This window comes from Marinomonas vulgaris, from assembly GCF_018145875.1.
Lineage (GTDB): Bacteria > Pseudomonadota > Gammaproteobacteria > Pseudomonadales > Marinomonadaceae > Marinomonas > Marinomonas vulgaris.
Genome location: NZ_JAGSSV010000001.1, coordinates 435,663 through 462,068, shown reverse-complemented (window position 1 = coordinate 462,068; position 26,406 = coordinate 435,663). Strand labels below are relative to the sequence as shown.

General features: G+C 46.2%; 25 protein-coding genes. 12 read left to right on the top strand and 13 right to left on the bottom strand.

The genetic code is table 11. The annotated features are described in order from the left end of the window. Positions 1-384: 384 nt before the first annotated feature. A complete protein-coding gene (locus tag J9B83_RS02210; protein WP_211535082.1) occupies positions 385-1,056 on the bottom strand; it encodes a hypothetical protein in 672 nt (223 codons plus the stop codon). Positions 1,057-1,351: 295 nt separating this feature from the next. On the opposite strand from J9B83_RS02210, the gene J9B83_RS02205 reads away from it, so the two are divergent. From J9B83_RS02205 to J9B83_RS02180, 6 genes are all read left to right on the top strand, one after another. Beyond that, positions 1,352-2,116: an EAL domain-containing protein gene (locus tag J9B83_RS02205; RefSeq protein ID WP_211535081.1), complete on the top strand. Its 765-nt coding sequence runs from the start codon at positions 1,352-1,354 to the stop codon at positions 2,114-2,116. Between the two features lie 159 nt (positions 2,117-2,275). Continuing rightward, positions 2,276-3,361: a TRAP transporter substrate-binding protein gene (locus J9B83_RS02200; protein ID WP_211535080.1), complete on the top strand. Its 1,086-nt coding sequence runs from the start codon at positions 2,276-2,278 to the stop codon at positions 3,359-3,361. A 56-nt stretch (positions 3,362-3,417) separates the two neighbouring features. Continuing rightward, positions 3,418-3,957 (top strand): TRAP transporter small permease subunit, encoded by a 540-nt coding sequence (locus J9B83_RS02195; RefSeq protein WP_211535079.1) that lies wholly within the window; start codon positions 3,418-3,420, stop codon positions 3,955-3,957. Between the two features lie 33 nt (positions 3,958-3,990). Then, on the top strand, positions 3,991-5,280 hold the full coding sequence (locus J9B83_RS02190; protein WP_211535078.1) for a TRAP transporter large permease: 1,290 nt from the start codon (positions 3,991-3,993) through the stop codon (positions 5,278-5,280). An 89-nt stretch (positions 5,281-5,369) separates the two neighbouring features. Continuing rightward, on the top strand, positions 5,370-6,725 hold the full coding sequence (locus tag J9B83_RS02185) for a cache domain-containing protein (RefSeq protein ID WP_211535077.1): 1,356 nt from the start codon (positions 5,370-5,372) through the stop codon (positions 6,723-6,725). A 22-nt stretch (positions 6,726-6,747) separates the two neighbouring features. Further along, positions 6,748-7,380 carry a response regulator transcription factor gene (locus J9B83_RS02180; RefSeq protein ID WP_211535076.1) on the top strand — a complete coding sequence of 211 codons (633 nt, stop codon included), beginning with the start codon at positions 6,748-6,750 and terminating at the stop codon, positions 7,378-7,380. Positions 7,381-7,395: 15 nt separating this feature from the next. Here J9B83_RS02180 and J9B83_RS02175 read toward each other — a convergent pair whose 3' ends face one another. The 6 genes from J9B83_RS02175 to J9B83_RS02150 all read right to left on the bottom strand — a co-directional run bounded on the left by J9B83_RS02175 (position 7,396) and on the right by J9B83_RS02150 (position 13,534). Further along, on the bottom strand, positions 7,396-8,715 hold the full coding sequence (locus tag J9B83_RS02175) for an aminotransferase class I/II-fold pyridoxal phosphate-dependent enzyme (protein WP_211535075.1): 1,320 nt from the start codon (positions 8,713-8,715) through the stop codon (positions 7,396-7,398). A 131-nt stretch (positions 8,716-8,846) separates the two neighbouring features. Next, positions 8,847-9,842, bottom strand: coding sequence for a gluconate operon transcriptional repressor GntR (gene gntR / locus J9B83_RS02170; RefSeq protein WP_211535074.1), 996 nt, complete (start codon positions 9,840-9,842; stop codon positions 8,847-8,849). Between the two features lie 181 nt (positions 9,843-10,023). Then, entirely contained in the window at positions 10,024-10,512 is a 489-nt protein-coding gene (locus J9B83_RS02165; protein WP_211535073.1) for a gluconokinase, read from the bottom strand. A 54-nt stretch (positions 10,513-10,566) separates the two neighbouring features. Further along, positions 10,567-11,883 carry a TRAP transporter large permease gene (locus J9B83_RS02160; RefSeq protein WP_211535072.1) on the bottom strand — a complete coding sequence of 439 codons (1,317 nt, stop codon included), beginning with the start codon at positions 11,881-11,883 and terminating at the stop codon, positions 10,567-10,569. Further along, the gene (locus J9B83_RS02155) at positions 11,876-12,433 is read right to left on the bottom strand and encodes a TRAP transporter small permease subunit (protein WP_236037044.1); all 558 of its coding nucleotides are present in this window, start codon (positions 12,431-12,433) and stop codon (positions 11,876-11,878) included. Before J9B83_RS02155 ends, J9B83_RS02160 begins: the two co-directional genes overlap by 8 nt. Positions 12,434-12,517: 84 nt before the next feature. Further along, the gene (locus tag J9B83_RS02150) at positions 12,518-13,534 is read right to left on the bottom strand and encodes a TRAP transporter substrate-binding protein (protein WP_211535070.1); all 1,017 of its coding nucleotides are present in this window, start codon (positions 13,532-13,534) and stop codon (positions 12,518-12,520) included. Positions 13,535-14,034: 500 nt separating this feature from the next. On the opposite strand from J9B83_RS02150, the gene siaA reads away from it, so the two are divergent. From siaA to J9B83_RS02120, 6 genes are all read left to right on the top strand, one after another. Continuing rightward, positions 14,035-16,035, top strand: coding sequence for a biofilm regulation protein phosphatase SiaA (gene siaA / locus J9B83_RS02145; protein ID WP_211535069.1), 2,001 nt, complete (start codon positions 14,035-14,037; stop codon positions 16,033-16,035). Between the two features lie 11 nt (positions 16,036-16,046). After that, the gene (siaB, locus tag J9B83_RS02140) at positions 16,047-16,583 is read left to right on the top strand and encodes a biofilm regulation protein kinase SiaB (protein ID WP_211535068.1); all 537 of its coding nucleotides are present in this window, start codon (positions 16,047-16,049) and stop codon (positions 16,581-16,583) included. A gap of 10 nt (positions 16,584-16,593) precedes the next feature. Continuing rightward, complete coding sequence (siaC, locus tag J9B83_RS02135) at positions 16,594-16,968, top strand: biofilm regulation phosphoprotein SiaC (protein WP_211535067.1); 375 nt, start codon at positions 16,594-16,596, stop codon at positions 16,966-16,968. Then, positions 16,969-17,775, top strand: a complete 807-nt coding sequence (locus J9B83_RS02130) for a diguanylate cyclase (protein WP_211535066.1) — start codon at positions 16,969-16,971, stop codon at positions 17,773-17,775. 137 nt (positions 17,776-17,912) lie between these two features. Next, complete coding sequence (locus tag J9B83_RS02125) at positions 17,913-19,778, top strand: putative nucleotidyltransferase substrate binding domain-containing protein (protein ID WP_211535065.1); 1,866 nt, start codon at positions 17,913-17,915, stop codon at positions 19,776-19,778. After that, positions 19,778-20,455: a 3'-5' exonuclease gene (locus tag J9B83_RS02120; RefSeq protein WP_211535064.1), complete on the top strand. Its 678-nt coding sequence runs from the start codon at positions 19,778-19,780 to the stop codon at positions 20,453-20,455. The genes J9B83_RS02125 and J9B83_RS02120 overlap by 1 nt, the downstream gene beginning before the upstream one ends. Here J9B83_RS02120 and J9B83_RS02115 read toward each other — a convergent pair. The 6 genes from J9B83_RS02115 to J9B83_RS15885 all read right to left on the bottom strand — a co-directional run bounded on the left by J9B83_RS02115 (position 20,427) and on the right by J9B83_RS15885 (position 26,386). Then, positions 20,427-22,193 carry a GGDEF domain-containing protein gene (locus tag J9B83_RS02115; RefSeq protein ID WP_211535063.1) on the bottom strand — a complete coding sequence of 589 codons (1,767 nt, stop codon included), beginning with the start codon at positions 22,191-22,193 and terminating at the stop codon, positions 20,427-20,429. The genes J9B83_RS02120 and J9B83_RS02115 overlap by 29 nt on opposite strands. A 285-nt stretch (positions 22,194-22,478) precedes the next feature. Beyond that, entirely contained in the window at positions 22,479-22,658 is a 180-nt protein-coding gene (locus J9B83_RS02110; RefSeq protein ID WP_211535062.1) for an RSP_7527 family protein, read from the bottom strand. A gap of 187 nt (positions 22,659-22,845) precedes the next feature. Continuing rightward, a complete protein-coding gene (locus J9B83_RS02105) occupies positions 22,846-23,874 on the bottom strand; it encodes an LPP20 family lipoprotein (protein WP_211535061.1) in 1,029 nt (342 codons plus the stop codon). 2 nt (positions 23,875-23,876) lie between these two features. Next, positions 23,877-24,509: a penicillin-binding protein activator LpoB gene (locus J9B83_RS02100; protein WP_211535060.1), complete on the bottom strand. Its 633-nt coding sequence runs from the start codon at positions 24,507-24,509 to the stop codon at positions 23,877-23,879. An 85-nt stretch (positions 24,510-24,594) separates the two neighbouring features. Beyond that, positions 24,595-26,262: a hypothetical protein gene (locus J9B83_RS02095; protein WP_211535059.1), complete on the bottom strand. Its 1,668-nt coding sequence runs from the start codon at positions 26,260-26,262 to the stop codon at positions 24,595-24,597. Between the two features lies 1 nt (position 26,263). Continuing rightward, the gene (locus tag J9B83_RS15885; protein WP_268927831.1) at positions 26,264-26,386 is read right to left on the bottom strand and encodes a hypothetical protein; all 123 of its coding nucleotides are present in this window, start codon (positions 26,384-26,386) and stop codon (positions 26,264-26,266) included. Positions 26,387-26,406: the final 20 nt, after the last annotated feature.

The window sequence follows — 26,406 nt, the reverse complement described above, 5'->3', positions numbered from 1 at the left end:
GTAATTGATAGCGGATCAGCTGATCGTTACCGCCAGATTGACTCTTTAAAAGATCAAGTTCAGCTGTGACAACATCTAATTTTGCCTGCATGGATTGCATCGCTAGTTGATTCGACGCTTTTTTTTCTTCAAGCTGTTGCGTCAGTGCTTTATTGTGTTGTTTTAACTCAGAATTGAAAAACATATCTTGAAGTCCAGACAAAATAAACGAAATAGTTGACTCATAATTATAACCAATATGTAAGCAGTTATTCGTGTGAGCGATCAATAAACCCTCTATTTCCTTGGGTATAATTGTTACAATGTGCAAATAATGAGACCCTGTCAAGTGAGAGTTTTTTTAAACGCACTTCTAGCAATATGAAAAGCGCTTACCTTAACGGACTAAGGCGTTTGGCAGTTTTCGCCAGTGGGTTTTGTTATGTCATAAGAGCGGTCTATCGGCTGACTGAAATCGGCCTTTATCATGGCTTCTTTAGCTAACAAAGCAAACATTTTCCACTTTGAACAATGATCGTTGGAGAGAGAGTGAGTGGCGTCTAAAATCACCTTGCTGTATTGGTCTTTTAGCTGGTAATCAAGACGGTAAAGGGTGGTTTCGGTTTCTATGAGGTTATAGCCGCTTACAATGGGCTCCATGCGATGATGAAAACGGGTTACGCAGGTGCGTTTACCTGAGCTGGCGTTGCGATGGCATACAACATAAGGGATATTTCGACTGTGATTGAAAATGGGCACTTTTTTAGTATAGGTTTTGACTTCTGAGCTGAAATCCACAACCAGTTGTAGTGTGTCTGCTGCTTTCGCTGTATCGCTGTTTGCTATGGCTGCTACCTCTGTAAAACCACGAGTTTGAAGCGTGCTGACGATATCGGGTAGGTAGCGCTTGGTAATCAAGGCATCGCTGCCGTCTTTCGCTACAACGAGGATGGGGGTGGCGTTATCAATAGAAACATCCACATCTACGTTGCTTTCCTGGTGGCTGGGTATCATTGCCGTGGACGCACAGCCTGACAAAAACAGACTAACTAAGATTAAAAAAGCAAATGGTTTCATCGTCAAACATCCCTTGTGATTTCATTGTTGTCTTGCAGGTCGACTTCCTAATAAGACATTTATCAAAGCATAGGTGGCGTAAAAAACCGAGAGATAGTAGGGCGATTTCATGGGTTGTGCTAAAAATTGACCAAAAGATCGCGATCATTTGAGCTGGACGTGACCTTTGTCCATCGAGAACATCATGCCATATTAAGTATTTTCTTCACTTTTTAGGATTTCTTTCCCGCGTCTGAACATCTATCATGACTAATATTATTCATAAATGTCATTACCAGATTGGAGGGTGATTCGTATGCCGCAACAGCCGGATTTTCGTAAGTTAGGTTGCAGTGAGTGTGCCTCGGGTGTGGATTTAGGGTTCGATTTCACCATGGCGTTTCAGCCTATTATCGATACCCAGACTCATACCGTTTTCGCCCAAGAAGCCTTAGTTCGCGGCTTAAATAACGAAGGCGCGTTTCATGTGTTCCAACATGTAAATGACACCAATCGTTACCGATTCGATCAAAGTTGTCGAATCAAAGCCATTAAGCTGGCCGCTCAGCTGAACGTTCAAAAAGACAGTTTTCTCAGTATTAACTTCTTACCAAATGCAGTGTACAAACCAGAGTTGTGCATTCGTACCACACTAAATGCTGCTGAAGAGTTCCATTTTCCCAAAGAAAAAATCATTTTTGAATTTACCGAAAACGAGCAGATCACCGACAGTGGGCATTTAGAATCCATCATTCGCCATTATCAACAACAAGGTTTTTTAACCGCCACCGACGATTTTGGTTCCGGCTTTAACGGGTTAAATCAGTTGGCGGATCTAAAAACGGATCTGACTAAAATCGATATGGTGCTGGTGAGAAACATTGATCAGGATAAAAAACGCCAGATTATAGTGAGAAACCTAGTCAATCTGTTTAACGAGCTCGACATGACTGTGATCGCTGAAGGGGTCGAAACACAAGCCGAATTTCACACATTACAAACCATGGGGATTCACCTTTTTCAAGGGTATTACTTTGCCAAGCCCAGTTTTGAGTCATTAGCGGATATTTGTTGGGAATAACTTTTTCTTGTGTTCCTACGTATTAATACTTAGTGAAATACGTACTTATTACGTAGTGATCGGTATTCGTACGAATTGTTTACACTATTTATCTGCGCGATTATCCACCCTGTTCGATCTTCTATAATAAAAAACTAAGACAACAGGATGATAAATATAATGAAATCCTTAAAATTTACGACTCTCATCGCAGCAACAACCCTTACTGTTACCGCCATGTCTATGCCTGCTTTTGCAGCAGACCGAGTGTACAAACTCAAAATGGCAGAAACATGGGCATCTAACTTCCCTATTTTTGGTGAAGCGCCTCGCAACATGGCTCGCATCGCTGAAGAAATGTCCAACGGGCGTTTAAAAATCACCATTGACTCTTCCAACAAACACAAAGCGCCTTTAGGCATCTTTGATATGGTGCGTTCTGGCCAGTACGACATGGGTCACTCCGCGTCTTATTACTGGAAAGGTAAGGTGCCAAACACCTTGTACTTCACTACGATGCCTTTCGGTATGATCACACCTGAACAATATGGTTGGTTCTACCACGGTGGTGGTATGGAATTGATGGAGAAAGTCTACGAACCATTTGGCTTGCTTTCTTTCCCAGGTGGTAACACCAGTAACCAAATGGGTGGCTGGTTCCAAAAGGAAATCAATTCCCTTGAAGACCTTCAAGGTCTAAAAATGCGTATTCCAGGTTTTGCCGGTGAAGTATTGGCAAAATTGGGCGCTAAGCCAACCAACATCGCATCTGGTGAGCTTTATACTGCCCTTGAGCGTCGTACTATCGACGCACTAGAGTGGGTGGGACCGTCACTTGATTTGCGTATGGGCTTCCATAAAATCGCGCCTTACTACTACACAGGTTGGCATGAGCCTGCAACAGAGCTTCAGTTCCTTGTAAACCAGCGTACGTGGAAAAAACTTCCAGACGATCTACGTGAAATCTTGCGTGTATCTATGAAGCTAGCGTCTTACGATATGTACATTCAGTCTTACCATGAGAGCGCAGCTAACTGGGCAACCATGAAAACTGAGTACCCGAACGTACAGGTGAAAACCTTCCCACAAGACGTTCTTGTCGCAATGAAAAAGGCCAATCAAGAGTTGCTTGATGAAAAAGCAGCAGAAGATCCTTTAGCGAAAGAAATCTTGGAATCTCAAGCGAACTACCTGAAAAAAGCTCGAGTTTGGACGAATATCTCTGATCGTGCCTACCTTGATAGCGTTGACAGTTTAGCGGAATAAAACCTCTAAGCATGGCGAACCACAGAGTTCGCCATGCTTTTTTCTAGGAGTTTGTAATGTTGTTAATCCACCTAGAACGAGGAATCACTCGTTTTTCTAATGCGTTAGGCGTGCTGTCTACCGTGCTTTTTATTGCTCTGTTATGTAATGTGTTTTACGACGTATTGATGCGTTATGCCTTCAATGATGTCTCTATTGGTATGCAAGAATTAGAGTGGCATTTATACGCTGCGATATTCTTATTGGGCATTCCTTATGGCATTCAACACGGTGGTCATGTTCGTGTGGATTTAATTTATGAAAATTTATCCATCCGTGGCAAAGCTTGGATTGATTTATTTGGATGTGTGTTCTTTTTGCTGCCTTTTACGCTAGTGGTTGGTTACTACGGTGTCGGGTTTGCGCATGAGGCATTCGTTCTTGGTGAAACCAGTGGTGACCCTGGTGGTTTGCCTTATCGCTGGATTATTAAAGCGGTTATTCCTATTGCCTTTTTCTCAATGACGATCAGTGGTTTAGGTATGCTAATTCGCTGTATTAACGTACTGCGCGGCGTCAGCCAAGAGGGCTTTTCTCACCCTCCGATTCAACATTGATTCTTGTCTCTATTTTAAGTTTATAGGTTTTTTATGATTGGAATAATCATGTTCTTCGTTGCCCTAGTGCTGTTGTTGCTAGGGTTCCCTGTTGCCTTTACGTTTGGTGGTATCGCCTTAATCTTCGGTGTTTTTGCGGAAGGTTTCGACATGTTTGCTTTTATGCCATTCCGTATTCAAAGCTACATGGAAAATACCGTTATGATGGCGGTACCACTCTTTGTCTTTATGGGGATCGTGTTACAGAAAACCCGCTTGGCAGAGCAGCTATTAGAAGCCATGGGTAAACTCTTTGGTGGTGTACGTGGTGGTTTGGCGATTTCTACTATTTTGGTAGGTGCTTTATTAGCCGCGTCTACTGGTGTGGTTGGTGCCAGTGTTGTTGCCATGGGTCTGATTTCCCTGCCTGTTATGCTGAAGTATAACTACGACAAATCCCTTGCCTGCGGCACTATTTGTGCCTCGGGTACGCTAGGCCAAATTATTCCTCCGTCTATTATTTTGATTATTTTGGGCGATGTATTGGGCATTCCGGTTGGGGATTTATTCCAAGCCGCTTTGTTTCCAGGCATGATTTTGATCGGTTGTTATATTCTTTATATCTTGATTTTGACTTTCTTGAAGCCGGAAATGGCGCCAGCGATGCCACAAGATTTGGATAATGAAACCCGTGCGCAACAAATCCGCAGTGCATTAAAAGCGATTATTCCGCCTCTTGCTTTGGTGTTGATCGTACTGGGTTCTATTTTTACCGGTATTGCGACACCTACAGAGTCTTCGGCTCTTGGTGGTGTAGGTGCGGTGATCTTGGCACTTATTTATGGTCAGTTTAGCTGGAAAATGTTGTACGACAGTGGTTTAGAAACCGTTAAAGTCACCGCAATGGTCTTTGCTATCTTAATGGGCGCAACCGCTTTTTCTATGGCATTTAGTTACACCGGCGGTGACTACATCGTTGAAGAAGTATTGTTAAATCTTCCTGGTGAAAAATGGGGCTTCATTATCCTAGCCATGATTGCCATTTTGATCTTGGGCTTCTTTATCGACTTCGTTGAAATTGCTTTCATCATTGTGCCTATATTGGCGCCTGTTGCCGAAGCATTGGGTGTGAACATGGTATGGTTCGCGATCTTGATTGCGATGAACCTACAAACCTCTTTCTTAACCCCGCCCTTTGGTTTCAGTCTCTTTTATCTCAAAGGGGTGGCGCCGGATTCGGTGCGTACTACTGATATTTACAAAGGTGTAACGCCCTTTATCGCTATTCAAGTTTTGGTGTTGATCAGTATTATGGTCTTCCCTGCTTGGTACGGAATGGGCTAACCTAGCCTTACCTTGAGCGAGAACAATCAAAAGCGGGGATTATCCCCGCTTTTTTTGTTTTTGGTATTCCTATCAAAAAGAGTGTTTGTGTGGGCTTAAAAAGTAAAATCATTCTGCTGGCGGTTGCGCCGCTTATCGTGGCGACCGCCATTATTACCTACCTCGGCTTACAATCGGCGCGTGACCTAGCGGCGGAAGAATTGTCTATTTATGAATTTAACCTGGTTGATGCTAAGAAAAAGGCACTGAAAAATTACGTTAGTATTGCCATGTCAGAAATTCAACCGATTCTAGAGGACGAATCCTTAAGCACGGTAGAAGCACAGCGATTAGTCAAAAACATCATAGGTCGATTACGTTACGAGGAAGACGGCTATTTTTTTGCCTATGAAATGCTCGGGCGAAACCTGGTGCACCCAACGCAACCTGACTTTGTAGGGCAAAATCTGTGGGGCTTTCAAGATAGAACGGGCAATTATCTAATCCAAGGTTTGATTCGCGAAGCCCAAGCGGGTGGCGGATACCACAGATATGTGTGGGAAAAACCCCCCTTAATGCGACAAGAAGATAAGATAGGGTATGTGGTAGCCATAGACAAATGGAATTGGATCATTGGCACCGGCTTATATTTGGATGATGTGTACGCTGAATTAGCTAAAACCAAAGCCATTATGAATAGTAACATTCAAGACAGTTTTACGACCGTTATTGAAGTGGTGGTGGTGACGGTGATTCTGGTGATTTTACTGGGTTTGGCGATCAACCTTCATGAACATAAATTAGCCGACTCAAGGCTAAAAGAACTGGTTCAACGCTTTATGCGTTGGCAAGTAAGTGAACGACGGGGCTTTTCTCGAGAGCTGCATGATGGTATTAATCAGCTCCTAGTCAGTTGTAAGTTCCGCATTGAGTTGGCGGAAAAAAAGTTAAAACGAGAGCTTGATAAAGACATTGTTGAGCAAGAGCTGCACAAAGCCAGTGACTTGATCAACCAGACTATCAGCGAAGTACGACAAATTTCGCACAATTTGCGACCCACGATCTTGGATGATTTAGGGCTAGATACCGCACTCATGGCACTGATTGGGCAGTTTACGGAACGAACAGAGATTGAAATAAACTATCGTTTTGATGTTTCTATAACGCTACCGGATGAGATAGAAATCACCCTGTACCGTTTGGCACAAGAATGTTTAACCAACATTGAGAAACATGCCAATGCTAGCACCATATCTTTGCAGGTGATGCAGTCACAACGGCATGTATTGTTTGAGTGTGCGGACGATGGTGAAGGGTTATCACAAAAATCTACTCTGTATTCTGGCATTGGCTTGATTAATATGCGCGAGCGGCTGGAACTGGTTGGTGGAGAGTTTGAGTTAGAATCTCAGCACGGAAAAGGCACCAAGGTTCATGCGCTGTTGCCCCTTGAGCAGCGTCTTTAATGTATTTAAAAGAGCAACAAACATGACAAAAAAAATTCGAGTTCTTTTGGTCGACGACCATATGTTGGTACTCGATGGTCTTCAGGCTCGTTTAGAACTGGAAGACAATATCGATATTATTGCCACCGCCTCGAATGGATTGGAAGCCTTAGAAAAAGCCGCTGAAACTCAGCCAGACCTAGTTTTAATGGATGTGTCTATGCCTGTGCTTAATGGATTAGAAGCCACCAAGCGTTTCAAATCCGAGCAGCCTAAAGTGAAGGTGCTCATGCTGAGTATGCACAACGATAAAGAGTATATTTTGTCGCTGATACAGTCGGGAGCAAATGGCTATGTGCTTAAAGATGTGTCGTCAGAAGAATTGGTTCAAGCTATTGGTACTGTTTGTCAAGGTGGCACGTATTTTAGCTCTGGCGCGTCTGAGGCTTTGTTTTCACCCTCCGTTGCGCCCAAGCAATGCGACGAATTGAGTAAGCGTGAAATCGCTGTACTCAAAGAGGTGGCGATCGGGTTATCGAATAAAGAGATCGCCAGCACCTTGAGTATCAGTGTTCGCACCGTGGAAACCCATCGCCAGAATATCAAGAATAAACTGGATATCCATAGCTCGGCGGGCTTGGTTAAATACGCTATTGAACATAACCTTATCGATTAATACAAAGCGACTCTTTTAGCCAAATTGCCGCTGAAACGCGGCGAGCCGTTGCGCTAAGTCTGGTAACTGGTCTTCTTTGACTTGAGACACGCAGGCTCTGGCACCTTCGACTCTATTTGACCCCGTGTTGGCCAATGAAATGGCACTGATCCCATGATGAAGTAATCCCTCCAGCAAGGCATCCCCATCCATGCCAGTAAACGCAAAGGTAAAGTAAAAGCCGTCGCTAAGCGGGATACCGTTGTCTTCGTCGTAAACAAGGCTAAAGCCATGCTCAACAAATAAGGCTTTCATTTTTGCCGCTCTTTGCTCGTACACTTTCGTTAGATGCAAAAAGGGTAGTTCACCCTCGTTAGCCGCTTTTAACATGGCCGCAAGACCGTATTGTGTTGAGTGAGTCACACCTGCGGTGAGCCCTCCTAAGGTGCCAAATAGAATGGCTTTACCAAATTGTGTTTGATGGAAATTGGTTTCCAAAGACGGAAAATGGCGCTGATAGAGCGCATCAGAAATCACCAAGCTGGCGATGCGTTGGCCGGCGTAGCTGAACACCTTGGAACTGGAAATCAGTAAAATGTATTGATCGGTGTAATGGGCAATACTAGGCTGATAAGGCGCTTGCCCTGGAGTGGTGTAGTCTGCTCGGTAATCCATGCCGAAATAGGCCAAATCTTCAATCACGATCACATCATGGCGTGAGGCTACGTCGGCGATAATTTTTAACTCTTGTTCGTCAAAGCAAATCCATGCAGGGTTGTTAGGGTTGGAATACAGCATGGTGGTGTATTTTCCCGACGACAAATGTGCTTCTAAAGCAGGTCGTAATACCTCTCCACGATGCTCATAAACATCGAAACTGCCCCATTCTTGACCGATCATATCAAGTTGGCGTTTTTGGTTAGGAAAACCAGGGTCGATAAACAGGGTTGCGCCAGAGGTTTTGGTGCGATTGCCGACTAAAAACGCAGCCAACGCTCCTTGCGCTGCGCCAACGGTCGGAAAGCAGCCGTTTGGATCAACGTCGATGTTCATAAACAAACGGCAAAAACGACTGATTTCTTGTTTTAGCGGCGCTACCCCTTCGAGCATAGGATAGCGAGACGCGACACCGCTGCGCAACGCTTCAATCTCCGCATCAATGCCCACACTGGGGGCAGGCAATCCAGGTACGCCCATTTCCATTCTTACATAACGCATCCTTGTCACGGCTTCCAGCTGATTGACAAGCGACACCAGCTCACGAATAGAGGCTCGAGACAAAACGGGAATCGCGGCAGATTGTAATGTTTGAGCGATTAGCTCAGTATGAGAAGAAGGTGTTGTGTGAGTGGTCATAGAGTGCTCGTTATTAGGGTGAAATCACACTATGCGATCAAGCATAGAATACGAAAACACCATTAAAAACCGAGCTTAGTTCAGAGAACAGCGAGTAATTATTGCGTGGTCATTTGAAAAAAGAGTGCGAGTTAAATACTCTCACCCGGTTCGATACGAAATGGCAAGTCTATGACGGTTTGTGAAATAGGCTGCCCGGCTAACCGAGACAGTAAATGTTCAGCAGCGAGGCGTCCCATTTCTTCTCGGGGTGTGACCACTGTTGCCAATAACGGAACCATGGCTCGAGAAATATCGTGGCCATGAAAGCCTGCAATACTGATGTCCTGAGGAATTTTTATGCCAGCTTTTTGGCACGCATACAGGGCGCCAATGGCTAAGTCATCATTGGTGCAAAAAATGCCATCCGTGTCTGCCTGTTGGGCCAGTGCCTCTTGTAGAAACGTCGCCCCGAGCGTGAAAGACGAAGCACTTTGGGTTTTCAAGCACAGAGGGGTTAAGCCATGATCGCGCATGGCGGTTTCGTAGCCTTGGATTTTGAGTAGGGTTCGTTGGTCCATACGCGCCGCGAAATAGACAATTTTTTGCCGTCCACGTTGAATCATAAAGTCTGTCATGGCGTAGGCGGCTGCTTGATTATCAATGCCAATGGCTTGTTCGATTGGAGGGGATACCGAATCCATGATTTCAATAACAGGGATGCCAGCCACAGCCAGCATTTTACGGACACGTTCTGTGTGGTAGCTTTCCGAAATGATTAAGCCGTCCACCCCATAAGATAACAAGGTCGCAATACGAGTTTCTTCCGTTTCTTGGCTGTAACCATAGTGGGCGAGCATGGTTTGATAGCCGGCGGGCTCAATTACGCTTTCTATACCACGAATGACTTCGGCAAACACCTGATTGGTCAACGAAGGCAAGAGCACGCCGATGGCGTGGCTTTTGGATTTCGACAGTATATCGGGGGCGCGATTCGGAATGTAGCCGAGTTCTTCTAACGCATCAGCAATTTTTGTTTGTAAGGGTATCGACACCTGGTTTGGGTTTTTTAAAAAACGACTGACGGTCATTTTGGTGATGCCGACTAGGTCGGCAACGTCTTGCAGCGTAGGGCGTTTCTTTTTCATACCAGTGCTCTTTGTGTCGGAAAAACGTCATCTAGTGTTACGAGTAACATTACCATAAGGCGTTCCTAGCGAAAAAGAAAAATAAGACGAGTATAGACTCAGTCTTAATGACGTCGCTTTTTAACAAAGTATGAATCACCACCAAGGTAAGCATATTGACTTAACCTGGTGGTGTGTTTTGTTACTTGTTAAGTAACCTTAATGCTTGCTGCAAGACGGCGGCAGGCTCTTGAGATATATCGACGACTAGGGCTTCTTCCTCTGTTGGTTCGACTAGGGTTGCGAACTGGCTCTCTAGCATGTCTCGACCGTTAAAATAATGCCCATTGCGTTTCTGATGGCGCTGCCAAATAGTGTCTATGCTGCCCTTTAAGTAGATCATCGCCAAATCGTCCACGCCGCTACGCAAAATGGCTCGATACTCCGGTTTTAGACCTGAGCAAGCGATCACTGCGGTTGGGTGCTCTTTTAAAAGGCCATTCAAGGTTTCTAGCCAGCCTTTTCGGTCATCGTCTGTGAGAGGTATGCTTTGGCGCATTTTTTCTACATTGGCCTGGCTGTGGAAGTCGTCGCCGTCAAAAAAACGATACCCAAGAGCATCGGCAATGTGCTTACCGATCAGTGACTTGCCCGAACCAGAGACCCCTAAAACTACAATTTTTTGTGTCATATTGTTTGTGTCCTTAACGCCTTGCGAAGCATAGCAAGGCGATGTTTTACAGCTTTATTTCCACCAAAGTGCCAATTCGGGAAAGAAGATGACCAAGGCGAGTACTAAGACTTGCAAGGCGATAAAGGGCAATAAGGCACTGAAAATTTCTCCTAGACTGATGTCCTTTGGCGCCACCGATTTAAGATAAAAGGCCGCAGGCCCAAAGGGTGGAGAAAGGAATGACACCTGCATGTTCAAACAAAAGACAACACCAAACCAAATAGGGTCTAAGCCAAGTCCTGTAATAATCGGAACGAAGATCGGCATGGTCAGCAAGGCGACGCCAACCCAGTCAAGAAACATGCCCAGCACCAGTAGGATCAACATCATAATCATGATGGTGCCCATTACGCTGCCCCCGCTGAGTGCAAGAATCGTCTCTTCGACAAAGTCTATGCCACCCATTAGGTTGTATACACCCACTAACGCAGTGGCACCTATGCCAATCCAAATGATCATGCCGCAAGTGCTCATGGTGGCAGTGGCGCTGTCCTTGAGCATGGCGTAATTCAACTCACCACGAATCGCTGCGCTGATAATAATGCCTACCACGCCAAGGGCCGATGCTTCAGTAACCGACGCCACGCCTGTGTAAATGCTGCCAAGCACCATCATAACGGTGAGCAAAGGAAACAACAGGGCTTTGAAATAATTCACGTCCTCGTCCGCGGCAAGCTCTTCTTCGGTTGGCAAGGGAGCGTATTCAGGATGAATACGGCACAGAATAAGCACATACGCCATGTAAGCAAATGCAAGAATAAATGCGGGCAAAAAAGCGGCTTTGAATAAGTCGCCAATTGAAACGCTGGCGGTAAGACCGTAGATGATCAAGACGATACTGGGTGGTAGCATGGTGCCGAGGGCGCCCCCAGCACAGGTCGTTCCTATGGCCAATTTTCGGTTGTACCCTAGGCGTAACATTTGCGGTAAGGCTAAGATGCCAAGCAATACCGTTTCTCCGCCAATAACACCGGACATAGATGCTAAGACAATCGCGACCAATAAGGTTTGCACAGCCACGCCGCCACGCAGTTTTCGACCAAACACCTTCATGGCGTCAAACAAGTCTCGAGCAATCCCCGAGCGGTCTAGCAAGGCGGCCATGAGTACAAACATGGGCACTGCGAGAAACACATAGCTGCCGACAAAGCCATACAATCGACTGGTGATCAAGGGCAGCGCGCCCACACCAAACCAACCAATCGCGAACACCAAGGCCACTAGTGCGGTGACAAACGCCAACTGCATGCCAGTCAGTAGCAATACAATCATGGAACCGAGCATTAATAGGCTGCCGTAACCTATGCCCATTGCGGATAAATCAAACATGGTCGCGTTTCCTTAAACCATTAAGTTCTTGTATGAGGTGCAAGGCAAACTGCACAAACATGATGCTCAAGGTCATAAAAATCATGCCTTTAACCAGCGCTGGAAAAGCTGGGTTCCACGCCGAGCCTGATGTTTCGAGGCGTAACTCACCAAACGGCGTGAACCAAGAGTCTTGCACCATCTGATAGGCCGCCCAACTGAGTAAGGCAGAAAAAATTAATCCCATAATGTGGTGAAATACATTCAACCAACGTCGAGTGCGATCTGAGACTTGATCGTAAATCAGCACCACACGAACGTGCTTATTAATCGACAGCGCATAAGCACCGCCATACACAAATAAGCAACCGCCCAGAAACGAAGCCGTTTCGTGCACCCAAGTAGTAGGAGAATTGAACACATAACGCATAATCACTTCATAAAATGAAATGGCTACCGTGAAAATAAACAACAGGCTGATAAGGTTGCCAAACCGAAAGATACAGCGATCAAGTACATTTCTGGGTTGCTCTGATGTATCTGGCGTCGTTGGGTGAAGGTCGTCTTTCATGGTCATGATCCGATGGAAAACAGGCGTTTGCAGTAAACGCCTGTTTTTTTTAGCTTAAGGACTGAAAAGTGGCTTATGCACCGCTTAGAGTAGGCCGTTTTCTTCTAGATAAGTGGTGATGGAGTCATACACTTTTTGTGCATTGGATGAACTCTTCGCGAATTCTTCCCACTGAGTGCGAGCGATGGCGCGAAACTTTTTGCGCTCTTCGGCTGACCAGTTATGAATGGTGATATTTGGATCCGCTTGGGCTGCTTTAACAGCCGCTTGGTCGGCGATGCGCAATTGAGTTGTAATATCTTCAGCAAAATCACGCACTGACACGGTCAAAATAGCTTGAATGTCTGCAGGTAGCTTGTCCCATTTCTTCTTATTCATTGAAATATCGATCAATGGCAAAGAATGGAAGCCCGGTTGTACAGGGTGTGTGGCGATGTCGTTCATACCCGCTTTTTGGTTAGTAGAAAAGACGGTGTAATCGGCCGCATCAATAACGCCTTTGCTTAGGCCGGTAAAAACTTCAGAGCCTGGTAAGTTAACAGGAGCGGCACCTGCAGCAGCAAAAACGCGCTGCACCAAGCCTTCAGGAGCGCGCAGCTTTAAACCTTTAAGGTCGTCAACACCATTTAATGGCACACGAGAAACAAAGGACTCGACACCGGTTGTGGATCCGCCAATGAATTTAACGCCGTAGGGCGCGTAAAGCTCATTCATTAGTTCATAGCCACCGCCATAGTTGACGTATTGCAGCAGTTGTTGCGTGTCTGACCAAGCGCCCACTGTGTTGCCAATCAAACCAAAAGCGGGGTCTTTGCCAGAGAAAAATTCAGTTGCAGTGATTTGGCCATCGAGGATGCCCATTTTGATGCCGTCTAGCGTTTCTGTGTGCTTAAAAATACTGCCAACAGGGAGCAAATCAATATGAACTCGGCCATTAGTCATGGCTTCGACGCGTTTTACCCATTCTTTTTGAACTTGGAAGTTCTTGTCACCTGCCGGATCAGAGGATTGAAATTTAAAGTTATAATCGGCGGCGATGGCAGATGTAGATAACACACCAGCAAGAGTGGCGGTTAGAAGTGTGGAGCTAAGTTTGTTCATGATATTGCTTCCCATTATTTTTTTTGGAAGAGCGGCTTGTGTTACCGCAAGTAGGAATGTAATTACCAGTGACAACCGATGTTACCGGTAACTAATGCGAATGTTACCGATAACATTTCATCTTAGTCAAGCGTTTCACTGCTAGAAAAATCTGTTTTTAAGTAGGTGCTTGATATAGTTAGAAAACTTTTTTTACCCTAAATTTGGCGGCATTTTTTTGAACGTTTTTTTAAAGTCGTTATTTTTCAAATATTGATGCCATGATATGCGTCAATATAAGTGCCACTAAATGGTGAGTAAATACAGTTGATAGCGGTCTTCCTGTATGCTGACGTACTTAAATCAACAAGATAGCTGGTTAATTTAATGGCCTATAACTTGCTTTAAAAGCAGGTAAAACTTAAAAAGTCATCAAGTAGTTGTATTATTACTATTTTGTAGCGACCGAAAAGTAAAGCGGTTGTGTTTATCTGCACTCATGATGTAAAGGATGAAGTGATATGGCCCGTTGGGGATTACGCGGAAAGTCGTTGTTTGCGTTGGCAAGCACCTGCCTATTTGCTTTATTAATGATAGGTGTCATTGGCTGGTCTTTTGTCCAAAAGGGGCAAGAATACTCCGCCGAAAACTACGCTAATAGTTTCACGCAATTAAACTATCAACGCATTTTAACGCCTGTTGCACGAGAAGTAGCGTTAGCCGAGCGTTTTGCAGACTCATTTTTGACCAAAACTTGGCTCATGGCCCCCAACAATGCTCAAGTCGAAAAGCAATGGCTGGCCGAAACGCAAGGCTTTCTGAATGCCTTCCAAAACCACGCTATGTTTATCGTGAACGATGCTAACGGCCATTACTATTTTGCCGATGCTGACACACCTCTGGCACCTATTCCCACATATACCTTAGACAGCAGCAAAACAGCCGATCAATGGTATTTTGCAGGGCGCAAAACAAGTGATGCTTTTAATATCAATGTAAACTACGACGAAGTTCTAAAAGCGATGAAGGTGTGGATCAATGTGCCAGTTCGCGTTCAAGGTGAGTACATTGGCCTGGCGGGGACAGGCTTTTCATTAGAACGCTTTACGGCGCGCTTCCTAGAAAACCCGGTACAAGGCGTGACGCCTTTTATTATCAATGCTGTGGGCGACATAGAAGTTCACCCCAATGCGGCGCTGAATGCCTACAGTGCCAAAAAAAGTGGTTCGTCCACAGGGTCTATTTTTGCTCTACTAGACGATGACAACGCCAAGACACAAGTTAAGAATGCCTTGCAAGACGCTCAAGCGAAAGAGGGTCACGTGGTCACGGTCACGGTTCAGCAACAGGGACACAAACAGCTCATGGCGTTTGTGTACTTTCCATTGTTGGACTGGTTTGTGGTCACCAATGTGGACCTGGCCAATGTGAGCGTGTTCGATTCCAGTTTAGTGCTGCCAGCGGTCAGCGTGTTTGTCTTGTTGTTGATTTTGCTGTTGATCGTGTTCGGCTTCGTGGTTGAGCGATTGTTGATTGCACCCATTAGACAGCTACAACTGTCGGCGAGAGCCATTTCCAGCGGCTCCTATGACATCACGTTAACCGCTGATGGTAACGACGAAATTGGTGATTTAAGCAAAACCTTTAACAAAATGGCAGAGCAAGTGCGCAGCCATACTCAAGAATTAGAAGACAAGGTTCAGGCGCGTACGGCGGAATTGGAAAAAGCCCACGAAAAAGTGCTAGAAGCGCACGGAAAGATGGGAGCCTCCATTGATTATGCCAGCTTGATTCAAAAATCCATCTTGCCCGATCGACAAATGCGTCAATTTTTGGGTGAAGAGCACAGTGTCATCTGGCGACCTCGTGATGTGGTTGGGGGCGATTTTTATGTGTTCCACACCACAGATGATGGCTGTTTGTTAGGCGTTGTCGATTGCGCCGGACACGGCGTTCCCGGTGCTTTGATGACCATGCTGATGCGCGCCGCCATTGATTACTCCATTGCCCGAGTGGGTATCACAGACCCATCGTCTTTGTTGAGTTTAACCGACGACACATTGCGCTCCATGTTAAGCGAAGAAGTGAGCGCGAATAAAGTGGCAACAAACGCCGACGTCGGTTTGGTGTATGTGCCCAAAGATGGCAGTGATATGTGTTTTTCAGGGGCGAAAATTGCCCTTTATGCCAGCAATGGTAAAGAATGCATCAAATACAATTCGGGGCGACGAGCCCTTGGAGATCGTCGTCGTGGGCAGTATGAAAACACTTTCTTGCCCGTAGTTGGCTGGACGTATTATATGACCACCGATGGCTTTTTAGACCAATCGGGTGGTGAGAAAAACTTTGGTTTTGGTAATCAGCGCTTTGAAACCTTGCTCATTGACAACGCGGCTCTACCATTAAACGAGCAAGCTCAGTCTTTTGAGCAGGCATTAGATCAGTACATGGGAGATCAACCTCAACGAGACGACATTACCTTGTTGTCTTTCCGATTCGATCTCAATAATTCACAGACATAAGGGGAGGTAGAATGAGTTCACCGGATCTATATGGGTTAAGAGAGCGCTTTGAGACAGACAATATTTTATTGTGTTTTAATGGGCCTATTTCCCGCAGTTTGATTGAAGAAATTGGCAACGCATTAAAAAATTATCTGAAGTCGGAACAGTTATCTCCGGCTTCTGCCTTGGACGTGTTTGCCGCCTATATTGAATTAACACAGAACATCCGCCATTACGCGACCACCTCTCAATTACCGGGGGCAGATACGGCCACGGTTATTGTGAGTCACAGTGAAGATTGTTACCGCGTGGCGGCGGGTAATATTGTTAAACTAGATGATGGCCATGCGTTGGTTGCGCGCATTGAAGCCTTTGCCAAAATGGACAAAGTCGAGCTAAAAGCGGCTTATAAAACCCAACTTCGTCAACCTCGGGATGAAAATGCGGTCACAGGAGCAGGATTGGGTTTGATAGACATGGCGAGAAAATCGTCAAAGCCTATGCAATCTACATTAAGAGACATTGGTGATGGCACCGCGTATTTTAGTTTAAGTATCCAAATTTGAGTAATTGAAGATGAATGATTTACGAATAGAAGGAAGCGCTTCGTCGCCTACCGTAAAAGGCGATTGGCAAAATGGCGTCTTGTACATGGAAGGGGACTCCTACCCAGAAAACTCCTATGAACTGTACAGTGAGATGATTACCTGGGTAACGCGATTTTTGAAAGATCGGTCGGAGCCACTGACTTTGGAGCTCAGCCTACTCTACTTAAATACCAGTAGTATCAAGGTGATGATGGACATGTTCGATGATATGGAAGAGTGCTTTCAGCAGGGACGTGCCGTTGCTGTAAATTGGTATTTTGATGCCGAAAACGAACGCGTGGCGGAGTTGGCAGAAGAATTCAAGGAAGACTGCACCTTTCCTTTTAATATTATAGGCAAATAAATGAAGACGGATTTCACTGAACTTGAAGCAAAAGTCCAAGCTATTCTAGACACTCCAGAATATCAGGATCACCCTGCGAGGCAGGCGCTTAGCCAGCTTTGGGATATCAATCAGGATCAGTGGGAGCGTATGGAGCGTTTAACTCGTCTGTCTGATTCCTATCAAGACATGATGATACAGCGCGAAAAAAGTCTTAGTGAACGGTTTGACAAGCATTTGCGTCAGCTTGAAAAAATGACGCGTATTTCGGATCGTTATCAGCGCAGCCTGAGACAACTTAATATCGAGTTAGAGAAAACCTCCTTGATCGATCCTTTGACCGAACTACCTAACCGTCGAATGATGATGAAACACCTTTCTCAAGGCTATGATTGCCAACAAGAAGATTGCTCAGAGCATCGCAAAAGCTTGGATCATCTGAGTGTGGCTATGATCGACATCGATTACTTTAAAAAAGTGAACGATGAATTTGGTCATTTAGTGGGCGACGATGTGTTGGTTTCTCTTGGCAAACTCATGCAGAGCGTTGTGGAAAACAGCGGCGTAATTGGCCGTTGGGGCGGTGAAGAGTTTCTGGTGATTCTAACCTGCCCTCAGTTAGACAGCGCCACCAAGTTAATGGAAACCTTGCGACAAAAAGTTGAGGAATTTACCCTGAGTTTTGATGACAAAATAGTCACCACCAGTGTGAGCATTGGCGTCGCAGAGCATCATAAATCCGACACCATGGACAGCTTGTTATCCCGCGCCGATGGTGCTCTATACAAGGCAAAATCCAATGGTCGAAATCGGGTGGAGTTAGGGTAACGCTACTCGCCGCTTAGTCAGCGTTTCGTTCATTGCCCCCTTAGACATTGGTCTAAAAAGCGTTTTGTTGTCTATGATAAAAGAGCACACTCTGTTGAGTCGAATAACCTCTTAGCCAACCAAACGAGAATAATAATATGGCCGCCATAGACATCCCCGAAGTACATGCATTTATGGCGACTACGCCACCCTTTACCAATCTTAATGAGCTAGAGCGTAAGCAAGTGCTTACTGGCGTGTCTTTGGTTTACGTGCGCCAAAGGCAAGTACTGTCTTTAGAGGGCGATACAGCCACCGTCCACTTGATTCGTCGTGGCGCCTGCGAAATTCGCACACCCGAAGGGGGGCTGGTGGATCAAATCGCCGACGGTGAATGTTTTGGTGTATCGAGTGTATTGAGTCAAAACCCTGACGGTTTGACCGTGGTGGCGATGGAAGACAGCCTAGTGTATCGCTTTGATAAAGCCCATTTTGTGAGCATGCTAGAAAAAAATGCAGCGTTCGGGCTTTTTTTCGAACACACGCGACACAGCCGGCAGCGTAAGCTGTCGTTGAGCCAAGATCACAGTTTGGCGTCCTCCGGATTACAATTATCAGCGCCTATTGCCAATATCATGACCCGAGAGCTGATTCTAGCCTCACCAGAAGAAACCGTGCAAACCATTGCCATACGCATGACGCAAGCTCGTGTGAGTTCTATCTTGGTGGTTGAGCAGGGGCGTCTCATTGGTATTGTGACAGACCGGGATTTGCGCTCCCGCATTCTTGCCGTAGGTGGCGATGGCACAGTGCGAGTAAAAGACATTATGACCGCCGAACCTATTAGCTTAACGTCAGATGTCCTGGTGATGCAGGCGCAAATATTAATGAGTGAACGACATGTACATCACTTGCCAATCGTTAACGAGCAAAAACAACCGGTCGGCATGTTAACCGCCGCGGATTTATTGCGACATCAAGAACTCAGCCCTTTGCTGCTGATTAACCAAATTCACCGACAGACGTCTATAAATCGCTTGGCCGAGGTCTGCAAACAATGGCCAGCGCTGATAATGAATCTGATCACGACCGACATGAAACCCGCCGATGTGGGTAAGGTATTGGCGACGGTGAGCGATAATTTAACCCGCCGTGTGATCACACTGGCGCTGGAAAAAGTCGGCCCCGCGCCCATGGCCTTTCACTTTCTAGTGTTTGGCTCGCAAGCGCGGCGGGATCAGTCCCTTGGTAGCGACCAGGATAATGGCTTGATGTTGGAGCGTGAACCCACGCCAGCGGAAAATGACTATTTTATCGCTTTGTCCGAGTGCATTTGCCAAGGCTTGGCCTCATGTGGCATTCGCCTTTGCCCGGGTAATATTATGGCGAGCAATCCAGAATGGCGACGCACCCAAGCCGGTTGGCAAAATATATTTGTAAACTGGATCAAAAGCAGTGCTCCCAGTGCCTTGCTTCATGCCAGCATCTTTTTTGATATTCGCTGTGTGTATGGCGAGCGAGCGCCAGTGGATGAATTGGTTAAAAACATGCAGCGCGAAATCAGCACTAACAGCGTATTTTTAGCAACCCTGACACGTAGCGCTTTGGCGAGCAAACCGCCGCTGGGGTTCTTTCGTCACTTCTTATTAGAATCATCTGGCGAGCATAAAAATCAATTAGACCTCAAGCATCAAGGGTTGGCGTTGATCAACGATTTAGCTCGATTGTATGGTTTATCTTGTCGAACCTACCGCACGGGCACCCTGAATCGATTAGAGCAAGCCGCTCGTGAAAAACACCTCAGTTCAGATACGGCGCGTAATCTGATCGACGCTTGGGATCAATTAAATGAGCTCAGACTGGCGGCGCAAAGTCGACATTGGCAAAGTACCGGCAAAGCCAGTGCCTATCTAGACCCTAAAACCTTAAGCCCATTAGAGCGCAAGCATCTGAAAACCACTTTCGGTATTATCAGCGATGCTCAAGATGTGGCGCAGCAGCATTTTCTACGAGGCTACAGCTAGTGGCGTTTGCGTTGCTTCAATCGTTAAGTCAGTGGTATAAGGCCAGAGAAGCTGCAAAGCGTCGTTGGTCGCAATTCGATTATTTGGTGTTGGACATGGAAACCTCTGGGCTAGACGGTAAGCAAGATCAAATCGTCAGTGTCGGCTGGGTATGCATTCATCGTGGTGAAATTCAGTTAGACAGCGCCCGTCACATTGTATTGGAAAAGGTTGCCGTCGGGGACAGTGTTGGTATTCATATGATTACTGAGGCGGATGTGCTTTCACAGGGAAAACGTCAGCTAAGTGTGCTGCGTTATTTACGACACCTGCTTCGTCAGCGCATTCTTGTGGTTCATCATGCACCGATGGAATTGGGCTTTTTAAAACCGGCTTGGCAAACCGAGGGCTTGAAGGCATTTTCTGTCTCTTGGCTCGATACCTTGGCAATTGAGCGTGGTCGAGCACAGCGTTCACAACAACCGATTCAAGAAGGTGGCTTTCGCTTGGCCGCCAGTCGAGCACGTTATGGTTTGCCGGAGTATCAAGGGCACGATGCCTTAACCGATGCACTGGCCACCGCGGAGTTATTACTGGCGCAAGCAGCACATCTTGGTAAAGATTGCCGTCTGATCGACTTACAGCAACTGGGCGGCGGTCGAGCGCGTTTTACATCGCCTGATAGGGCAAGGTCATAACTGGCAGTAAATACAAATGATTGCCGCCTTGTTGTTTGGCGAATTTCTTCGCTTGAGCAGCCAGTTCTGCCACCTGATGGTGGTTGTTACAGGCGGAGAGGGTAGGTTGAACTACGCCAATGGCCAAGCTTAAAATAGGGTGAAAGACGATGTCGCCTTGGCGGTTTTTCGTCCAAACGCCACCTTCTTTTAGGGTGGTTATGTCGTAAAATTCGCGTATTTTATCTTTAAAAGTGGCCAAAATACTTTGGCATTGCTGCTGCCAATCGGTATCGCCAAAGATGACTACAAAATCATCGCCACCGATGTGACCAATAAAATTGCTTTCCGGATTCACCACCTCTTTAATTACTGAGCCAAGCAACTGAATAGCAAGATCACCCTTTGAGTAGCCAAAATAGTCGTTGAAAGGTTTGAAATCGTTCAAATCAAAATAGGCCACATGAAAGTGATCTTGAGCTTGCAATCGCCGGCTTACTTCGCGATGAATTGGCACATTGCCGGGCAATAGCGTCAGTGGATTTGAGTAAGTGGCGTTTTGAATTTTTAGCTCGGTAATGCGCTTCAGCAAATCTCTAAGGTGGCCTGAACCAATAAACTGACCGTTTTTGACCAGAATAATTTCGTTATTTAGGGTGTCGTTTTCTTGGTTGGTCAGCATGGTGGACACACTAGACAAGCTCACTGTACTTTCAACAACCAGTACATCGTTACTGAGTAAATTGACGACGGGTTTATGCTCGTACAGAGCGCGACCATAAGGTGTCGAGAAAAGCTCATGGAGCTGATGGCGACGAACAACGCCAAGCGGTTCATTTTGTTGATTTACAATGGTGATGGCGATGAGATCAGGTTGTTTTTTAAAGATGCTCGACGCTTCTTCCAGCAGGCTGTTTTCTCGTAAACTTGGTGTTGGGCGACATAAGGTGTGGACCGTTTCTGCGTGGTCAAGATGAAACTGAGACCGCCGTTGCGCTTGTTTGACCAAATACGAATGTGTGGTAAAAGCCGGGTGTTCGGCTGGACGGCCAAGAAAATAGCCTTGGCCTAAGGTGACGCCAATCTCAATTAATTGATCCAATTCTTGCTGCGTTTCAATGCCTTCCGCAATAAGGCTGCATTGTAAACGCTGGGCGATGGTCACGATGGAGCGTACAAATTCCCGTTTGATTTCGTCGGTATCGATGTTTTGCACAAAGTGTTTGTCGATTTTGACGATGTCTGGTTGCAGTTCAGACCAAAGACGAAGACCCGAATAGCCTACACCAAGATCATCAATCGCTACCTGAAAACCCATTTCACGATAATGATCGACACTGGTTCGAGGCAGGCCATTGTGATCGTAAGGGTGTTGTTCTGACAGTTCGATCACTATGTCTTTTTGATCCAATCCCAGCTCTTGCAAAATCGCTAAAGTCATGCCGGATTGATGATCTGGTGAGCTTAATAAAGAAGCACTAACGTTTAGAAACAAGTGGCCTTTAAGTGACAGCTCGGCAAAACGAGACAGGGCTTTCTCTCGGCAAAGCAGCTCGAGTGAGTGTAGTTTTCCTTCCTCTTGAGCCAGTGTAAACAGCGGATCTGGAAAAAACAAAGGCGATTCTTTAGGCCCACGAGACAAGGCTTCGTGACCGTAAATTTCCCCATTACTCAAATCATAAATGGGTTGAAAGTACGGTGTGATAAGACCGTCTGAAAGAATGGTGTCCAGTAGACTGCGGTGATCAAGTTGGCTCATGTCGTCTTCAAAATACCTTGATGAATAAAATCGCTAAGGCAGCAGTTTATGTCATATTTGTGACGTTTTAATGAACGCAATGGTGTGGACAAACGCAGCGGAAGAAAGGCTTAGATAAACACAAGTTGAAGAGATAGAAAAAGTAGGAAGAAAGTACAGAAACGATGAGGAGAGAAAGAAAACCCGTTACCGGATCGATTTTTTATTTTGTCTTTCGATCATCGGGAACATTGGGCATTACGAGTGCATGTGGTAGGAATTTACCCCATGACTGTGGTGCAGAACTTAGTGTTGAAACGCTTTGAACGGGTGAGCAATAGAAAAATTAGCGAAAAAAGATTTTACTGAAGCAACGGCTTTTTTAGTTTGTACGGCATAAAATTCGCGACGCAATTCGTATGCTTGCTCCACATAGTAATCCGCATCAATGTTACCGAAATCGTCGTATTTAAGATTGTTTTTCATAATAAGTCTCCAAAAAATGATGTCGTATTTGACGAAGACAATAATACAAAACTGACCAATCATTCAGCAAACGATCAATTTTCAGCAAACAGATTAGATATTTTCACTACTAAGGGCGGTAGCTTTCTAACTCATTGATTGGAAAGAATAATATATGTTAAAACTGTGCAGATAATAAGCAATGAGCTTATTGTAAGCGTGTTAACCAAGTAAACATAGTTTCAGCAGCTTGGTTGGCCCATTGTTCTGAGGCTTTTTCAGCGGCACTGGACAGGTTTTGCGCAATGCCTCTTGCGCTAAGCGTCCAAGAGGCGAGTCGTGTGCCATCTGGACCCGTTAAGCTCAGAGTGCCTTCTTCAAAGACGTAAAAGCGGCCGCTCTGGGTTTCGCTGTGTTGTCTGGTTTGGCTGTTCAGAATGAATATAGAGCCACTTTTTGGTGTTAAGCCAAAACTTGATAAGGCGCTGGCCAGTGCGTCGGCTTGATCTGTATTAGACACATCAAACCCGTAAACCGATAAGGCTCGATTGAGCTGTTGCTCGATGTTTTGCACATCAATCGTTGGTTTTCCTGCCGTCACTTCTGCGGTGGAATACAGGCTAAGTTCGTTTTGGTAGGCTTTTCGCTGCGCAAAATGAGGCAACAAAGACATATAAGTTTGCCAATCTTGCGTGACGGGGACTTGCCCAAGGGAGGTAGTCAAACTGTTGGCAAGTTGGCGGATGCGGGCGTCGGTGTCGCTGATGGCACTGGTCAGTTTAGCGACGATGCGACTGCGGTCAATGGATTGCAAGGCGTAGACGTAGTTCTCGCCAGCATAGCGTTGTTCATTAGTGGCCTGTTCAAGTTCAATGGCCGAGGTGGCGACTTGAGTGTAGGCCGTTTCGATTTTCGACACCTGCTCGTTACCCTGATCGGTACGAACCTGCGTATTTTGGGTGTTTATTTGGCTGACTTGAGTGCGCAACTGTTGGGCGATTTGTACGTTGCCGTTCTGTTCAGCTTGAGTGAACGCAAGAGCGAGGTTTTCAATGCGTGGCGCACTGCCCACACCGTATAAATAGCGGCTGCTTTTTGGCGGTGCTGCCACCCAGTCGGGAGCGGCTTGCGCCGACTCCTCAGACGAAGCGCTAAGCACTAAGCAACCGCTTAGGCTTAAGACAACACCGGCCGTAGCAAGCCAATACAAGGGTGTAAGCAAAGTGCGATGCGTCATGGTTAAAAGAAGCCTTTTTCCGCTAGCTTTTTGATTTTCTTCTGGCCATTCCATACTTCGCGGTTAGTGGTCATGTCGATCAACTTTAGATCGACTTGATAAAAGCTGACTCGCTGGTCGCCGTTTGAATCCACGATAGAGTTGATTGATCCTGATAAGGCAAAGCCTGCGCCTTGCTCAAGGCCAAATTTCGCGACGGTATCGGGAGCGGCGTTCAGCTCTTGTTCTTCGCGTTCGTTGCGGATGTCATCACGTTCAGCGCCAGAGACCACAAAGTCGACTTTACCGGCACGCAATAGGCTGCGTTTGATGTCGTTAACGAAAGTTTCGACTGGAATATGTTCGGATGTCTTATTGCGAATGGTTTGAACGATGACCGTTGGGTTGCCTTTTTGACTGAAATTGTAGTCACGGAACCAAGGGAAGGTCAGCATGTCGCCCATCATTTCTTCGGCGACCAAACGAGAGTCAGTGTCGTTCCAGCGATCCGACAGCATGACGTCTTCATTGGTATCGAGGCGCTTTACGCTGCCAGAGCAGGCGGTTAACAAAACCGCCATGAAAAGGGTAAAGAGACTTTTTAAAGATAGAAGCGCCCATTGAGGACGTGCTGTTGAGCTTTTAAGTGAGAACATAGTGTTTTCCTTGCGTCAGTGTGGCCTGATGTTCGTTGATTGCCGTTTGCTATTCGTTGTTCAGCAAAGGCTTAGTGTAATCAATTTAGTAGGGATTGCGTAGATTCCATAATTTAATTTCATCCTGGTCAAGCTGGATGTCGCCAAGCGAGAAAGTACGCTGGTTGACTTGATAGCGTGGCGAATAGTCGCCTGCGGGCATAGGCTGTCGTGTCAGTCTGACTTGCGCCGGCAAGGTGAGCCAGTTGCGTGTATCGGCGGCCGACGATGCAAAGACGGCAACTTGACCGATTAAGCTCAGCAATAAGCTAGCGCCTTCGTTTTCCACATTGGCCGCCACTTGATAGGCTAACCAGTTGCGCAGCAGTTCGCGAATCAAGCCTTCATAGATATCCCGTTGTGCTTGCGCCAGTTGCTCTTGAAGGGCGATGTCGGCTAAGGAGGTCATTCTTACCGCTTGAATATTCGAAGTTGGCATCTGGCCACCCATGATTAACTGGGTAGGGCTCTTGTCCAAGGTGAAACGTTGGTAATAAGGCACGGTGACACGAATAATTTGCTCGCTTAGCATAGTATCGAGCTGGACAGTATTCAGTTGCTGCCAAACAGGGCGACCGAGAATCACTCTCTTGGTAAAGGCACCAGACACTGCGCCCCAAGTGCCTCCCGCTTTGTAATTGGCGATTAAGTTTAAAGGATTAATGTCGGCATAGACCATGGTAAACCAACGAAAAGAGTCGTTGGCGCTTTTAGGTCCGCCCGTATGAAGTGGCTCCAAGACTAAGGAGTAGGCGCGAGGGTCGGCATAAAGCAACACCGTCATTTCGCTTTTGTCCGGTACAAAGCCTTGGTGTTCTAAAACGACCATTTCAGCGTCGTTTGACTCGTATGATTGTAAGGTGGTTTGCATTTCAGAAGACAGCTTAGTTTGAATCAGCTGGTCTATATCGCTTTGGCTAAAGCCGCCTTTTTGCATCATGCGAATGGTGTCTAACCAAGCGCGTTCTGCAGTGACACCGGGCAAATCGTATTGCTTGGCGTAGCCATCTTGATAAAGATTGGCGGCTTTTTGGTAGCTGATGCGGGCGTCATCTATCTCGCCACTGATTTCATACTGCAACCCCTCCATGTAGCGTGCCCAGGCGTCGTCGCGATAGAGGAACTTATCGGTGTCGCGACCGCCGGTGTAAAAATCGCCTAACCAGCTTAGCGCCTTGCGGTAAAACGCTTGGTTTTCTTTGGCGTTAAGATCTTGATAGCTGGGATTCTGTGCACGAATTTCATTGAGCTTAATATCGATACGACGCACTTCAACCAATGCGGAATCTCTGAATTCGCGCTGTTTGCTCGCAGACGTTTCTTGCTCTGCCAGAGCGAGGTAATTCATAGATTTAAGGTAACTGATGTAAACTCTTTCCATGCCGCTGCCACGGTAATCACCTTGTCTTGGGTTGCTTAACAGCGCCCAAGAGCGGTTGGAAAAGTTCGTTGGGAAAAAGGTGTCACTTAGGCGTTCAGCTTGTTCAAGCAGTTCGTTGCTGCGTTGATAATCGCCTTGGTTTTGCGCGAGTGCGCCGGTTTCCATGTAGTATAGGAGCTGATCTTGATTACTGCTGAGCACGCCTTGCAGCTTTTCTTCTGCGTCTTGCCATTGGGCTTGTTTGGCGAGATTGAGCCCTTCTTCAATGTCTTGTTTGTAGGTCGCACAGCCGGCTAACAGACTAAAACATAAGCCAAGAAATATCCCTTTCACATTAGAGTCCTTTTTCTAAAAATTGATTGGCCATCAACAAGCCGAGCAGCGCAAAACAGGCGAGATAAAGCAGCAACCAGCGCGCTTTAAGGCAGTTTGGGCAAGGCTTTTTCTTCTTTTTCATCACAACGTTCATTTTGACTG

Bases quoted from the DNA above. Each gene is read 5' to 3' on its own strand.
- J9B83_RS02105 (WP_211535061.1), bottom strand. From the start codon at position 23,874: ATGACGCATCGCACTTTGCTTACACCCTTGTATTGGCTTGCTACGGCC.
- J9B83_RS02110 (WP_211535062.1), bottom strand. From the start codon at position 22,658: ATGAAAAACAATCTTAAATACGACGATTTCGGTAACATTGATGCGGAT.
- J9B83_RS02155 (WP_236037044.1), bottom strand. From the start codon at position 12,433: ATGAAAGACGACCTTCACCCAACGACGCCAGATACATCAGAGCAACCC.
- J9B83_RS02210 (WP_211535082.1), bottom strand. From the start codon at position 1,056: ATGAAACCATTTGCTTTTTTAATCTTAGTTAGTCTGTTTTTGTCAGGC.
- J9B83_RS02165 (WP_211535073.1), bottom strand. From the start codon at position 10,512: ATGACACAAAAAATTGTAGTTTTAGGGGTCTCTGGTTCGGGCAAGTCA.
- J9B83_RS02175 (WP_211535075.1), bottom strand. From the start codon at position 8,715: ATGACCACTCACACAACACCTTCTTCTCATACTGAGCTAATCGCTCAA.
- J9B83_RS02115 (WP_211535063.1), bottom strand. From the start codon at position 22,193: ATGAGCCAACTTGATCACCGCAGTCTACTGGACACCATTCTTTCAGAC.
- J9B83_RS02200 (WP_211535080.1), top strand. From the start codon at position 2,276: ATGAAATCCTTAAAATTTACGACTCTCATCGCAGCAACAACCCTTACT.
- gntR (WP_211535074.1), bottom strand. From the start codon at position 9,842: ATGAAAAAGAAACGCCCTACGCTGCAAGACGTTGCCGACCTAGTCGGC.
- J9B83_RS15885 (WP_268927831.1), bottom strand. From the start codon at position 26,386: ATGAAAAAGAAGAAAAAGCCTTGCCCAAACTGCCTTAAAGCGCGCTGG.
- J9B83_RS02150 (WP_211535070.1), bottom strand. From the start codon at position 13,534: ATGAACAAACTTAGCTCCACACTTCTAACCGCCACTCTTGCTGGTGTG.
- J9B83_RS02195 (WP_211535079.1), top strand. From the start codon at position 3,418: ATGTTGTTAATCCACCTAGAACGAGGAATCACTCGTTTTTCTAATGCG.
- siaC (WP_211535067.1), top strand. From the start codon at position 16,594: ATGAATGATTTACGAATAGAAGGAAGCGCTTCGTCGCCTACCGTAAAA.
- siaA (WP_211535069.1), top strand. From the start codon at position 14,035: ATGGCCCGTTGGGGATTACGCGGAAAGTCGTTGTTTGCGTTGGCAAGC.
- siaB (WP_211535068.1), top strand. From the start codon at position 16,047: ATGAGTTCACCGGATCTATATGGGTTAAGAGAGCGCTTTGAGACAGAC.
- J9B83_RS02130 (WP_211535066.1), top strand. From the start codon at position 16,969: ATGAAGACGGATTTCACTGAACTTGAAGCAAAAGTCCAAGCTATTCTA.
- J9B83_RS02205 (WP_211535081.1), top strand. From the start codon at position 1,352: ATGCCGCAACAGCCGGATTTTCGTAAGTTAGGTTGCAGTGAGTGTGCC.
- J9B83_RS02190 (WP_211535078.1), top strand. From the start codon at position 3,991: ATGATTGGAATAATCATGTTCTTCGTTGCCCTAGTGCTGTTGTTGCTA.
- J9B83_RS02100 (WP_211535060.1), bottom strand. From the start codon at position 24,509: ATGTTCTCACTTAAAAGCTCAACAGCACGTCCTCAATGGGCGCTTCTA.
- J9B83_RS02125 (WP_211535065.1), top strand. From the start codon at position 17,913: ATGGCCGCCATAGACATCCCCGAAGTACATGCATTTATGGCGACTACG.
- J9B83_RS02180 (WP_211535076.1), top strand. From the start codon at position 6,748: ATGACAAAAAAAATTCGAGTTCTTTTGGTCGACGACCATATGTTGGTA.
- J9B83_RS02160 (WP_211535072.1), bottom strand. From the start codon at position 11,883: ATGTTTGATTTATCCGCAATGGGCATAGGTTACGGCAGCCTATTAATG.